At 39.3% G+C, this 14,640-nt stretch carries 11 protein-coding genes; all 11 read left to right on the top strand.

The genetic code is table 11. The features are described from left to right. The first annotated feature begins 692 nt into the window (after window positions 1-692). The 11 genes from H0486_RS13960 to H0486_RS13910 all read left to right on the top strand — a co-directional run bounded on the left by H0486_RS13960 (window position 693) and on the right by H0486_RS13910 (window position 14,581). On the top strand, window positions 693-3,884 hold the full coding sequence (locus tag H0486_RS13960; protein ID WP_228353578.1) for an S-layer homology domain-containing protein: 3,192 nt from the start codon (window positions 693-695) through the stop codon (window positions 3,882-3,884). Window positions 3,885-4,241: 357 nt separating this feature from the next. Further along, complete coding sequence (locus H0486_RS13955; RefSeq protein ID WP_228353577.1) at window positions 4,242-6,704, top strand: heavy metal translocating P-type ATPase; 2,463 nt, start codon at window positions 4,242-4,244, stop codon at window positions 6,702-6,704. 182 nt (window positions 6,705-6,886) lie between these two features. Further along, entirely contained in the window at window positions 6,887-7,444 is a 558-nt protein-coding gene (locus tag H0486_RS13950; RefSeq protein WP_228353576.1) for a LytR/AlgR family response regulator transcription factor, read from the top strand. Then, on the top strand, window positions 7,437-7,727 hold the full coding sequence (locus tag H0486_RS13945; RefSeq protein WP_228353575.1) for a hypothetical protein: 291 nt from the start codon (window positions 7,437-7,439) through the stop codon (window positions 7,725-7,727). Before H0486_RS13950 ends, H0486_RS13945 begins: the two co-directional genes overlap by 8 nt. A gap of 468 nt (window positions 7,728-8,195) precedes the next feature. Continuing rightward, complete coding sequence (locus tag H0486_RS13940; protein ID WP_228353574.1) at window positions 8,196-9,386, top strand: sensor histidine kinase; 1,191 nt, start codon at window positions 8,196-8,198, stop codon at window positions 9,384-9,386. A 187-nt stretch (window positions 9,387-9,573) separates the two neighbouring features. Then, window positions 9,574-9,924 (top strand): hypothetical protein, encoded by a 351-nt coding sequence (locus H0486_RS13935; protein ID WP_228353573.1) that lies wholly within the window; start codon window positions 9,574-9,576, stop codon window positions 9,922-9,924. A gap of 170 nt (window positions 9,925-10,094) precedes the next feature. Further along, the gene (locus tag H0486_RS13930) at window positions 10,095-10,343 is read left to right on the top strand and encodes a hypothetical protein (RefSeq protein WP_228353572.1); all 249 of its coding nucleotides are present in this window, start codon (window positions 10,095-10,097) and stop codon (window positions 10,341-10,343) included. A 231-nt stretch (window positions 10,344-10,574) separates the two neighbouring features. Then, window positions 10,575-11,153, top strand: coding sequence for a hypothetical protein (locus H0486_RS13925; RefSeq protein ID WP_228353571.1), 579 nt, complete (start codon window positions 10,575-10,577; stop codon window positions 11,151-11,153). Between the two features lie 112 nt (window positions 11,154-11,265). Next, entirely contained in the window at window positions 11,266-12,636 is a 1,371-nt protein-coding gene (locus tag H0486_RS13920) for an ABC transporter substrate-binding protein (protein ID WP_228353570.1), read from the top strand. A 186-nt stretch (window positions 12,637-12,822) separates the two neighbouring features. Then, window positions 12,823-13,704, top strand: coding sequence for a carbohydrate ABC transporter permease (locus tag H0486_RS13915; protein WP_228353569.1), 882 nt, complete (start codon window positions 12,823-12,825; stop codon window positions 13,702-13,704). 4 nt (window positions 13,705-13,708) lie between these two features. Then, window positions 13,709-14,581: a carbohydrate ABC transporter permease gene (locus H0486_RS13910; RefSeq protein ID WP_330594537.1), complete on the top strand. Its 873-nt coding sequence runs from the start codon at window positions 13,709-13,711 to the stop codon at window positions 14,579-14,581. The last annotated feature ends 59 nt before the right edge of the window (window positions 14,582-14,640 follow it).

The following is a 14,640-nucleotide window of genomic DNA, read 5'->3' as shown; positions in this document are numbered from 1 at the left end:
AGTTCGAATATGATTTATTGATATGCTTTGTGGTAATCTGGATATCAATATTGACATTGATCATTTTAATTTTTTAGGAGATTTAGCAGAAGATATTAATCAAATCAATAGTACCTTTAATGCATACATAAACGAGATATCCCATATATTAGCCCATCTGTCTTTTTAAACCCGCGTTGCCTGGGGAGGATTACAGTTCAACGAAATATTTTCGGCAGGCCATGAAGCACAAGCAAGAATTATACACATCCTTAGAATACATATCGAAAGCAACAGGAAATTTATGCAGGACAATTTCGTTCGCTTATCAAGGCGTTGATGAGGAATTTTATGTGATATGCATCGACCTGTTGTGCAGGTTTTGAATCGTCGAGACATAGCCTGATAATATAAAACCAAAAGGGTTCTCTTTTAATCCTTTATGTTAATTTCGGCATTAGAGGCGTTAATTTCGCCATTTTGTGTTTTGAGTTATTTTTTTCGATATATTAATAGAGTGGAAGAAATTGAAACTTCATTACCAGAACGAATCATAGTCATATGATTTTTCTAATATTATTCGAATCATAAAGTTTCATAGGTAATTGCGAAACTATATAACAGAAAGTACGCTTTGCGAATTTTCTGTTATTAAGATATCCTAAGAGTTCCGCAATTGCCTAATAAAGGTTAATACAATAAGGAGTGAAAGTATGAATAAGAAGCATAAGCGAATCTTAAGCCTTTTGTTGTGTATTGCAATGTTGTTTACCATACTACCAACAACAGCTATAGCGGCGGATGCAACAGAGACTGTAGGGGTGAGTACAAAAGAGGCTTTGTCAGCCGCTTTGGGGACAGGAGGATCCGGCAATGTTGTTCTGGAGAGTGATATCCTAGATATCACAAACCAACTGACGGTAGGGCGAAATGTGACACTCGACCTTAACGGACATCATATGAAGATTTTTATAACTGCTGGTAAAGAGAATGGTATTAAGATAGCAAACAATGTTATATTAACAATTATGGATAGTAGTAATCCTTCAACTGGCAAGCTTGAAATAGGTACTAATATAAAGGGAGGATATAATGGCTACGGCGCAGGAATTAACACTACAGACGGTACACTGATTATCGAAAGCGGTACGGTGATTTCCAATGGAGAGGTATCTGCTACGGGTATTGGTGGCGGCACAGGAGCAGAAGGTACTGCCGGTAATATTATAATCAACGGTGGTACAGTCATTGCCAATTATATTGGAGATAGTATGTTTTTACATCATAATACAGTCACGATTAACGGTGGAACAGTTAAATCATTATTCATCAGTACTCCTGTCAACAGTGCCGGAGAGGCTCTCTCTCTCGTTAAGCTAACGATACCTGGACAACCGAATCAATTCGTTACAGCGGCCAACATTGGCGGGATAGACTATGGTATCGAAAGTATATCAACAGATGATGATGGCTTGTTATATCTTTGGCTCCCGGCTTCCATTGACGGTAAACTTATTACAGTCACTGTAAATGATATAGATTACGGAGTAACCTATCAGCGTCCTTATAACGGGGGTGGCGTTGAACAGACCATGGAATCTGCTGTAACTTCCATAAGCATTGAGAATGAGCCAATCAAGCTCACTTACATAGAAGGAGAAGCTCTTGATCTTACCGGGCTTAAGGTGATATTAAATAGGAGTGATAATTCATCAGAGGAGGTAGCCTTTCATGAGTTTATTAGCAATGGGATTGTCACTACACCAGCAAATGGAGAAGCAGTTTCCGTAAGTGGCAGCGCAGTCACCATCACCTGCACACTATACAATAAATCGGTGAGTCAGCCTATTATGGTTATTCCGTTAGATGCAACAATCAGTCCGACAAGTATCAGCTATGATCTTAACGCATCGGATGATATAAGCACTGCTATCACCAGGAACGCGAATAGTACCATTACGGATGTAGTATATGGCTCAGTCTCATTGCCAACTGAGGCTTATGCTGTCTCCGGAAACGCATTGACTATTAAAAGCAGCTATATCAATGGGCTTGGAGTTTCAGAAGGTGATGTATTGCCATTTATTATTTCCTTTGATATGGGAAAACCGGTTACCCTTAATGTCAACATTGTGAATAGCTATACTCCATCCAGCAATGCCTTATTGAGCCATCTTACGGTAAATGGGAACCCGATCAACGAATTTGATCCAAATATCACGGAATATCAAATGACACTACCTTCTGGCACCCGTTCCGTATTGGTTGGAGCAGTATCGGAGGATCCACATGCCACAGTAACAATTACGAAGCCACAGAGCTTGCCCGGTGATGCAATAGTTTCGGTGACTGCCGAGGATGGGATTACCACGAAGAACTACACGATTCATTTAACTATATTCCAGAGTAATGTCAGCTCCGGTGGCGCTGGAGGTAGTACCGAAACCACAAGTAATACACCTTCTAAAGAGACTAAGTCGATATTTAAGTCGAATCTGCCTACGATAGGAAAGGCTTATATAAAAGCCAAGAAAGGAGCCGACAACTCTGCTACGGCAGTAATTTCAAAGAAAATCGTTGCTAATACGATGGCGAAAGCACAGACAGAATCAGTAAAACAGGGCAAAGCCGAAGACGGTATCAGCATCTTGCTTTCGATCAGCAGGCCCGCTGGAACTGACTCACTTAGTGTGGTATTGTCACAGGATATATTGACACAATTGACGACGATTGAGGTATCAACATTGGAAATAGAATGTGATTTGTATAGACTGTGTCTTGATCTGGAAGCCATAAAGGAGATACAGAAGCAGAGTACCGGGGATATTACCATCCATATCGAGCCAGTAACCGGTCTTACTGGTGATGCGAAGACAATGATAGGAAAAAGACCGGTATACAATATTACCATTAGCTATGTGAAGAAGGGTAAGACGGTTCACATTACTTCCCTTGGTAAGGGAAATGCTACCCTGTCAATTCCCTACACTCCTGGTAAGAAAGAGAATGTGAGCCATTTATTCGGAGTGTATGTGGACAAAAGTGGTAAAGCGACCCGTATAGAGTCTTCCGCCTATGATACGAACAGTGGGAGCATAATGTTTGACAGTAATCATTTTTCAGTATACGGTGTTGGTTATTCGACGCCAAAGGAGAAATATACAGATATCTCTACTCATTGGGCGAAAGAATCCATTGACTATGTGGCAGGGAGAGGACTCATTGATGGTACCACAACTACAACCTTCTCACCGAATATGGCAATCAGTCGGGGAACGTTGGTTACAGCCCTGGGAAGGATGGCAGGAGTGGATGTAAGTAAGTACAAGACCGATTTATTTACGGATGTCGAAGCCGATCAGTATTATGCACCATATATGGAATGGGCTTATAAGAACAGTATCATAAGCGAGGTTAGCAGTGGTAAGGGTGCACCGGATCAGGCTGTTACCCGTGAGGAAGTTGCATTGATACTCAGTAATTATGCGAAAGCAACCGGTTATACGCTTCCTGTTATCCGAGAGGCAATATCCTTTGCAGATGCTGATCTCACCGGAAGTACCTATAAGGAGGCAGTAACCTCTATGCAACAGGCGGGCATCGTGATGAGTAGAAGTGACAGCAGGTTTAGTTCAAGAAGTAATGCGACCCGTGGTGAGGTTGCGGCAATGCTGCACCGGTACATTAAGCTGAGCATTGACCCCGCTACAGCACAGGGATGGGTTGTGAACGATGCCGGGCAGCGCTTGTATTATAAGGATGGCATAATGGTATCCAACTCATGGCTGGAGATTAATGAGAAATGGTATTACTTCAAGACCGATGGCTCCCTTGCAGTTAGTACGAAGGTGGATGGGTATGAGGTAGACGAAAATGGCGTGAGAAGAACCAAGGAAAATGAATAAGCTATTATAACAGTAAAAGAAAATCTCATATTAACTTAACTCTTTATCAAACCTTGAATATGATTTATAATTAAAATCAATCAGTAAATCTTTAGTCAGAAGTAATGAAAGGCTAAAGATACTGGTTGATTTTTTATATAATAAGGTATTCCTCAATATCATTTTATATAAAATAAATGAATGACTTATAGAAAACTCCATAAAATCTTCATATTCGAAGTATATAATAGTTATGAACTAGGATTACTTATGGAAAGCTTCTATTATAAACTTCAAGATATGGCTTATCTATAAGACATAAATGTGGTTTGTAAGACGGATTGTGAATATAGATGCTTCTAAGAAAGGACGAACCTTATGAATAAAGAAACGATAAAGATTAGTGGTATGACTTGTGCGGCCTGTGCACAGAGAGTACAGAAAGCAGTCAGTAAGCTGGAGGGTGTAGCAAATGCAAACGTGAACTTTGCTACCGAGAAATTATCTGTAGAATTTGATGATCAGACAACCTCCATGACTGCGATTAAAGAAGCGGTAGAACTCGCTGGATATGGTGTGATTGAAGAAAGTAAAGGGAATAAAGTAACAATTCCTATCGGCGGGATGACTTGTGCAGCCTGTGCACAGAGGGTTGAAAAAGCTATCGCAAAGCTAGAGGGCGTTAATAAAGTAACGGTTAATCTGGCTACGGAAAAGGCAACGGTTGAATATGATACGCAGAAGCTCAGGCTTTCTGCGATAAAGCAATGTATTGAGAAAACAGGATATAAGGCATTAGAAATTGATAAAAATACGGTGGATGAAGATAAGCTTCGCAAGGAAAAAGAGATTAAGACACTCTGGATAAAGTTTATTGTTGCATCTGTTTTTGGACTTCCCCTTTTGTACTTTGCCATGGTTCCTATGGTATCCTGGTGGCCGTTCCCGATACCAATGACATTAAATCCGATGATGTATCCCCTGAGATTTGCTTTATTACAGGTATCGCTTACTCTACCAATTATTATAGCCGGATATAAATTCTATACAGTGGGTTTCAAAGCCTTGATTCAAAGAAGCCCGAATATGGATTCATTAGTAGCCATCGGAACTTCGTCTGCCATATTATTCAGCTTATATAACACGTATCGAATTATTCAGGGCGATCATATGGCTGTAGAATCATTATATTATGAAACTGCTGGTGTAATTATTGCCTTGATTTTACTTGGTAAATCCTTAGAAGCAGTATCAAAGGGAAAAACCTCTGAGGCGATTAAGAAACTGATGGGTCTTGCTCCTAAGACAGCAATAGTAATCGAAGATGGAAAAGAGATGGAAGTACCGATTGATGAAGTTGAAATCGGAGATATCATTTTAGTAAAACCCGGCGATAAAATTCCGGTGGATGGCGTTGTTCTAGAAGGGAATACCTCAATTGATGAAGCAATGTTAACTGGTGAAAGCATGCCAGTTGATAAGAAGGCAGGAGATAAGGTATTTGCTGCAAGTATCAACAAGAATGGTATGATTAAGTTCAAGGCAACGAAAGTAGGAAGCGATACGGCTTTAGCACAGATTATAAAGCTGGTGGAGGATGCTCAGGGCTCCAAGGCACCGATCGCTCAGATGGCGGATATTGTATCCGGATACTTTGTACCCGTTGTATGTACGATCGCAGCTATTGCTTTCTTGGCATGGTTCCTTACAGGACATTCCTTAGCCTTCTCATTAACGATATTTATATCGATACTGGTTATTGCTTGTCCTTGTGCTCTGGGTCTTGCTACACCTACGGCAATTATGGTTGCTACTGGCAAGGGAGCCGAAAATGGTATATTAATTAAGGGTGGCGAGGCATTAGAAACCACTCATAAGATTAATACAATCGTATTCGATAAAACAGGAACGATTACGGAGGGAAAACCGGAGGTAACTGATATAATAACAACTGCAGGGATACAAAGAGAGAGGCTTCTTCAAATTGCAGCCTCTGGAGAAAAGGGCTCCGAGCATCCTCTTGGAGAAGCGATTGTTCGCCGTGCTGAGATGGAATACTTGGAGTTGAAACAAATAGAAAAGTTTGAGGCAATTCCGGGTCATGGAATTGAAGTAGTAATTGATGATATCCATGTATTAATTGGTAATAAAAAGCTGATGGATAGCAGAAAAATATCATTAGAAGAGTTCAAGACAACATCCGATCAGCTTGCAGGAGAAGGTAAGACTCCAATGTATGTTGCAATGGAAAATAAGCTTGCGGGTATCATCGCAGTAGCCGATGTTGTTAAGGAAAGCAGTACAAAAGCAATCAAAAAGCTTCAATCTATGGGTATCGAAGTTGCCATGATTACAGGCGATAACCGGAAAACAGCAGAGGCAATAGCAAAGCAGGTGGGAATTGATCGAGTCCTTGCAGAAGTGCTTCCTCAGGATAAATCAAATGAGGTTAAGAAGCTTCAAGGAGAAGGAAAAATGGTATGCATGGTTGGCGACGGAATTAATGATGCTCCAGCACTGGTACAGGCAGATATCGGTATTGCAATCGGTTCTGGTACGGATGTAGCGATGGAATCCGCAGATATCGTTCTTATGAGAAGCGACCTTATGGATGTTCCTACCGCAATTCACTTAAGTAAAAGTACTATCCGTAATATCAAACAGAATTTATTCTGGGCATTTGGCTATAACGCTGCCGGAATACCTGTTGCAGCCGGTCTCCTTTATCTGTTCGGTGGACCATTACTGAATCCGATTTTTGCAGCTGCAGCCATGGCCTTCAGTTCAGTCTCTGTAGTAACCAATGCACTAAGGTTAAAGAGATTTAAAGCATATCATTAAGAGGTTGTGAGCTGAGATACCGATAATTCAGACCATTTGATGAGCACTCTTTCCATTTATATGGAGAGGGTGCTTTTTCAATAGAAAATATGTTATAATAAATTAAAGCATATTTTACTAAAATACGGAGATTGTGGAATTATTACGTTAATTACAAATTAAGGAATGCAAAGGAGGAAAGTATGTCGATTAAAATAGCAATATGCGATGATAATATGGAAGATATTGCGTTGTTATCCGATGCACTTTTAGATTATGACCCCTTATTTGATATCACAACCTTTACCAGCGGAAAAATGCTGGTGGAAGAAATATTGGAAAACCATTTCTATGTTGACCTTTTATTTTTAGATATTTATATGCCGGAAATGGACGGTATTTTAGCAGCGAAGAAAATTCGCGATAGATTGAAGGATGTTAAAATAATATTTCATTCGTCCAGCAAGGATCATTATCCACAGGCTTATGAGGTATTTGCGTTTAACTATATTGAAAAACCTTTTCACAAAGAACGCTTATATGCAATCCTGGATCGTGCGTTAGAAGAACTACGAAAGGAAAGAGATTTTAAAATCAGCATACAGTACAAGGGAGCAGTACAAACCATAGATTATCGGGATATCCTTTACATCGAGAGTAGCAACAAAATACTCATATTTCATCTTACAGATGGGAAGGGTGTAAAAGATAAGTATTACACCTACCTATTTTCCAATATGATGGGGGAACCTTATGAATAGATTTCATAAAAAGGAAATATTGCTCATAATGGGAATGGTATTTACAATCCTCGTTTCTCATTTACCGGTGTTGTATACAGCATTTTACCATGAGCTTACCGGTCAACCCAAGGCGGAAACCGGTATGCTTCAATTACCTGAGAGCAATACTGGTAAACGTATCATTCTTGACGGGGAATGGGAGTTTTATTGGAAGAAACTGATAGTCACGGATAATGAAGCTTATGCTTCTCCTGATCTGTACCTTCCGGTACCTCATTGTGGGTCACGCTACCGATTGTAGGGTGATTATCTACCAACCTATGGTTTTGCAAGCTTTCGACTTATAGTAAATGGATTTTCTTCTTCTCGTCCTGTTACAGTCCATATACCTGATTTTGGGAGCGCTTACCGTATTTATATTGATGGAAGCCTGACCTCGGAAAGTGGAACGATATCAAAGAACCTGGACGATATCTTTACGACGACAGAAGCGAAACTTTATCCAATAACTCTTTCTGCGAACAAAGAACATGAAATTATCATTGAAGTGGCCACGACACGATTTGCAGGCCTCTATATAGCTCCTGTTATGCAAAGCTATGATGAAGTGATCATGCAGGCTAGTAATCGGAACAATATGAGGATGATCCTATTTGGAACAGTGCTGTTCTCCTTCTTTATTTTTGTTATATTGTACATATTTACCTATAGGAAAACGGGTCACTTAACCTGGCTGCCTGTTATTGGTTTCTTCGTCCTTGTAAGGATCATGTTAACGACAGAATTCTATCATTTTTGGCAAAACAAGCTTTTCTTTAATCTTTCATACGAGGACATGAATCCGTTGATGTTTTTGGTATCCTTTGCATTCAAGTACCTGCTGATCTTTTTAGTTCAGGAACTTTTAGGAATTATTTGCTCCCGCAGGGAAAAGCTGGTCTTTTTAATATATTATATTGTTCTGTATCTCCTATACCTGTTCATTCCCGGCGGTTTCTATAATAGATATTTGACCATACTGCTTCCAGTGTGTTCTTTTGCGATAGAACTATACCTGTCCTTAAAAATCTATTTTAATCGTAATCAGATGAAAAGGTATGGAATGTTGATTTACTGGGGAACTGTACTGGCTATTACCGGACTTATTATTGATTGCTATTACATCAATGGCAGTATTTATTTAAATCTGTCCTTATCCCTCTTGCTCTCCCTTTCCATCTATTTGATGATACTTAGTATGGTTGCGGTAATGCAGGCGGCGGATGTGCACCGTGATTATGCCGTGGCCTCTGCCAGTCTTATGAAAGCCAGAGAGCAGATTTCAATACAGACTGAGTATTATGATGCACTTCATGAGCAGATGGATGAAGTTCGTGCGATCCGCCATGATGTCCGCCACTTTGTTGGAGTAATTAAACGTCTTTCTGAGGAAAATCGTTACGATGAATTAAAGCAATTTATATCTGATTATGTAGAAAAGATTGATCCGGCACCATTACCTGTGTATTGTGAAAATATTGTGGCCAACTCTATCCTTGGCTATTATTCCCTATGCCTTAAGAAACGGGATATCCTGTTTCGCTGTACCTGTCAGATACCGGCGAAGCTTCCCATAGATGACATTGACCTTTGTATTATTCTCGGTAATGGGCTGGAAAACGCTATGGAAGCTTGTGAAAAACAAGAAGACTATCTGACCCGATATGTGGCAGTAGAAGCAAGAAATATCAATGATCAGTTATTGATAAAAATCACAAATACCTACAATGGCACTGTAAAACAGAGAGGAGACAGATTGCTCTCTACAAAGAGAAGTTCATCCCATGGAATGGGATTACAGAATATTAATAAGGTTGTAGAGACAGCAGGTGGGATGGTCAAAATTGATTATAATACAAAGACATTCACTTTAATGGTTGCCCTTCCAAGTATATTTGAGAATAAAGAGAATGGCGGATGATTATGAGGTGGATGAGAATGGCGTGAAATTGCTGTAAAATGATAATATTTATTGATTTTTCCATTCTAACAGAGTAGTATATGTATAAAGCTTTCAGTAAGAAATGCATATAATCACATAAAAAGTTTCGATGAAGAAGTGTGAGAAATCAAGATGTTCGCATGTTGTTTTCAGAATGGAGGGGTATATGAACAATCAAAATATTATTATTGAGAATACCAAAAAGCTTTTAAGCATTCGCTGCTATGAAGGATTAAAAACGGCTGCAAATGAATGGCTTGAAGCGATAGGAACAGAGAATGAAAAGCAGGCCAGTGAAAAGTATGTAGCTGTACTGGAGGATTCAATCGTGGATATTGACACGGTTATTAGTTTATTTACCAGTGCTTCCGGTATTGAAAGATTTGGCCCGGAAAATGCATCACAGATTGCTAACCATGCAAAGGAGATCAAAGCGAATGGAGCCAAATGGTGTGATTGTCCGGCTTGTACAGCGGCAATGGAAGTATTGAAATACAAGGAAGATTTACTGGCATAATATGTGATTTGTATAACTTGATATACTAGATTAACAATAATAATTTGATGATACAGAAAGGCAGTCCGTCAGGGCTGCTTTTCTGTATCATTAAATTATTGTATGTGAACTAGACAACACATATAATGAATGGTATTCTGGTGAAAACACATCTCTAGAGGAGGAATCGGATGAAAAAATATAAGCATAAATTAAACATGTTAGAACCAGGAATCAAGATGTTAAAGGCAATCGGTATATCTGCGGTATTAAGTATTATTTTTTATATCGCAAACAAAACACTTTTGTGCTATTTATTTGGCGGTCTGGCAGCTCTCATAGGCATTATATTATGGATACTGCTAATCATTGAAGGCCATCAGGATAAAGTCCTTAATGAACAAGCGATACAAGAGAGAAAAAAGAAGGGAGAGCTTTAAATATATATATACATTTGCCAGAGAACTAACGGAAATTTAGTAAAGAGATATAAAGAGGGGTTTCTTCGAGAGAGCAGGATGTTCTACAAAATGCAGTATAAATACGATCCTGGACATGGAATATCTATATAAAATATACAACAAGTAAAAATATTGCTTATAAAAGTAAAAATATTATATTCATGTACTAAACAGTTAATTATATAATGGATGCTAAATGAGGTATTAAATATGAAAAAAACTAAATTATTACTTGCTTTTTTTACTTCAGTACTAATATTACTGTTAATGACAGCATGCGGTAAGAACAACTCGGATCTATCAAAGGAAGCACTGAAGATCGTCGGTAGTTGGGCATACATACACGATAAAGAGACAGCAATAGCAGTATTCAGTAAAGATGGTACCGCTGAGTATGAAGGCAAGGACTATTCCTATGTATGTGATAGTCAGTTTATTAAACTTAAAAATACAGACGGTGAGATGATACAGCTTCGTTATTTACTTGATGATGAAGGGATGTATTTATACAGCAATAATACATATAGCTTCAGTGGTACTGGTAAGCCTGATGGTCTGATTGGTGAATGGGAATGCCCTGAGAAAAACTGGTCTTATTTTTTCACAGATAAGGGAACATTTATGGAAGACGGCTATTTTACCGGCTACTACACTGTAGATGATAAGAATTCGACCTTTAAGCTTGTATATAATGATCAGTTTGAAGATACGGTGTGTTATTATACATTAGATAACGATAAGATAAAGATTGAATATCCGTGGCGTATGGTTAAAATGAACGTCAAATAACAGGGGTGGAAATGTGATTTAGGCTTGAGAATATTGAAAAAGCTTGATGCTTTATCGCGAAAACGAGTCCTATCACATTGACATAAATAAAAACTTTTTTAAGGAGGAGTATATGAAAAAAGTAATTGCCTTATTATTGACAATGGGGATGCTCGTATCACTTGTAGCATGTGGATCAAAAGAAAAAACTGAGTCACCTGCAACGAACGATACAACAACCGCAAGCGATACAACAACCGCTAGCGATGATGCATCTACCACAGATGATGCAGCACAAACAGATGCATCTACCGAAACTGCAAGCGAGCCTATTGACCTCACTATGTGGTGTATAGCTGTAGAAAGCGATTCCAACCGTCATGCATATGAAACTGGTATCGCAGAATTCCAGGCAGCACATCCGGAAATCAACCTTACCTGGGAAGCTACTCAGAACCAGGAATACAAGACAAAGATTAAAGCAGCTGTAGCTGCTAACGAATTACCTGACATCTTCTATACATGGGGATGTGCATTCCTTGGTGATTTCGTAGAAGCTGGTCGTGTATATAATGCAGATGCAGCATATGCTAAGTATGCTTCTGAGTTACCTGAGGTTATGGTAGGTAACGTTAAATATGACGGAAGTGTTTATGCAGCACCTATCACAATGAACATCGTTGCAATGTTCGCTAATATGGAGCTTTTACAGCAGGCTGGTTTTGATAAGGTTCCTGGAACATACGATGAACTGATTGCTGTATGTGATGCTCTTGTTGCACAGGGAATTATTCCTTTCGGTTGCTCAGGTAAAGAGACTTGGTGTGTAACTGAGTACCTTGAGTCCATTATTGAGAAAACTGCTGGTGCTCCTGCTATGAACGATATCTTCACAGGTAAAGCTTCATGGGGTAATGATGATGTAGTAAAGGCAGTTGGTATCTTCCAGGAAATGATCAACAAGAAGTATTTTGATCCAGAAGGCATCGCTCTTTCCAATGACGAAGTTAAAGCGAACTTCATCGCTGGTAAGTATGCATTCTACATCAATGGTACATGGAACTGTGCAGACTTTGCTCAGGCTGGTCTTGCTGATAAGGTTCAGGTTGCTGAGTTCCCGGTTATCGATTCTACAAAGTCTAAGTTAGGCGAGCTTATTGGTGGACCTACTGACGGACTTGCTGTTGCAGCTAGTTCTCCGAACGCTGCAGTAGCTGCAGATAGTGCATTTGAAATTGCAAGAAACATCTGTAAACAAGGTTATCTTGATGGTAATGGACTTCCTGCATGGACACAGGATCCTAATGGAGACTATTCATCCATCAATCCTTTAACACAGTCTGTTGCTGAAATCGTTGCTAACTCAAGCCAGTTAGTTCCTTTCGGTGATAATGCAATGCCTGCTGATACAGCAAACATTTATCTTGATTATGTAAGTCAGATTTATTCTTCTGCTATCGATGGCCAAGCATTTGTTGATGGTCTTGTAAAGGATATTAAGTAATTCTGGGAAGAACATGATAATTTAAGAAATATGAATGAGAACCATTAGTCCTAAGGTTCTGGTTCGATCAAGAAAGAAGCGGTTTCCCAACGATTGTTTGGATTAAAGTCATATGGGGACCGCTTCCTTTCTAATACATGACTAGTGAAACAGCTTGTTGTTTCATCTTGTTGGGAAGGGATTAAGATGAAAAAATTATATAGTAATAAACTAACTATTCTTCTGTTTATTCTCCCTGCGCTGGTTCTTTTTCTTGGCATTCTTATTGCACCGATCTTTATGTCGGGCTATTACAGCCTTTTTGATTGGAAAGGCTTTGGAGAAAAGACATTCATTGGATTTGAAAATTATACGGAACTGTTTACCAGCAACTCAATAGGCTTTGTTAAGGCTCTGGGCAATTCACTGCTGTTAGCACTTTTCTCAGTAGTAATCCAGTTGCCGATTGCACTAGGTCTTGCATTACTTCTCGGTAAGGGAAGAAAAGGTGAACGAGGTTTTCTTTCTATTTATTTTATACCTGTACTTATTTCGACGGTAGTAATCGGTCAGCTTTGGCTGAAGATTTACAATCCATCCTACGGACTACTTAATTCATTTCTGAGAGCAATTGGCCTGGATAGTTGGGCAAAGATTTGGCTTGGAGATGTTAAGACCGCACTTGTGGCAGCTTTCATCCCTACGTTATGGCAGTATGTAGGATATCATATGCTGTTAATGTTCGCAGGTATCAAGAGTGTTCCTGCCGATTATCGCGAGGCTGCTGCGATTGACGGAGCAAAGGAATGGCAGATAAATCGTTATATTGTTATACCATATATTAAACCTATCCTTAAGATAAGCACTATTTTCGCTGTTACAGGTTCTCTTAAGTCCTTTGACTTAATCTATGTCTTAACAAATGGTGGACCGTTACATGCAACAGAGGTGCCCAGTACGCTGATGATTAGTATGCTATTCCTGCGTAATCGATATGGTATGGGTAGTACGATAGCTTTCCTGCTAATCATTTTGTGCTTTGCGTTTGCATTAATTATTGGCCGTATATTCAAGGATAAGGAGGATTAACAAAGTGAATAATTTAATCTCTAAGCCTCAAAGTAAATCCTTCGTGACGAAGGGAAGCAAGCCGAAAGAGGTTATTGTATACGTAATATTAATATTCTGGTCTCTGCTTAACTTGTTTCCTGTCTATTGGATGTTTACCTTCTCGCTAAAGAGTAATGCAGAGATATTTGGCGAGAATGTTGCCGGCCTACCTCATGAGTGGCTATGGTCTAACTATCAAAGAGCAATTCAAATTGGTCATATTGGCAAATATTTTATCAATAGTATCATAGTCTCAGTTTCAACTATTCTTATTGTTATGATTATATCTATGATGGCTACCTTTGCCCTAACAAGATTTATTTGGAAGGGAAGGAAGCGTATGAATAGCTTCTTTATGCTTGGTTTGACCATTCCTATTCATGCGGCACTGGTACCAATCTATGTCACTCTTTCAAGACTAGATTTGCTTAACAAATATATTTCGCTGATTATTCCCTATACGGCCTTCTCGTTGGCAATGGGAATACTCATTTGTACAGGCTTCATGCAGGAACTGCCAATGGATCTTGATGAAGCGGCATGTATCGATGGATGTGGTACATGGGGTATTTTCTTTCGAATTATTGTACCGCTGATGAAGCCGGCTGTGGCAACGGTATCTATATACACATTCTTGCAGTGCTGGAACGAGTTGATGTTTGCAAATAACTTTATTAGTGATTCGGCACACAAAACACTGCCAGTTGGTATACAATCACTTTCTGGACAGTTCACCCAGGATTGGGGACCGATCGGTGCGGCACTGGTTTTAGCAACCTTCCCGACTCTTATATTCTATGCATTCTTTAGCAAGAAGATACAAGAGAGCTTCATTGCCGGAGCAATCAAGGGTTAATGATAACTTAATATTTTGATATTGATGGGTTTCAGACTCTGTTTATGTAGTTATTTGCA

Origin of the sequence: Variimorphobacter saccharofermentans, from assembly GCF_014174405.1 — a bacterium.
GTDB lineage: Bacteria > Bacillota > Clostridia > Lachnospirales > Lachnospiraceae > Mobilitalea > Mobilitalea saccharofermentans.
Note: the sequence above shows the minus strand (reverse complement) of the source record. Positions and strands in the feature narration are given on the sequence as shown.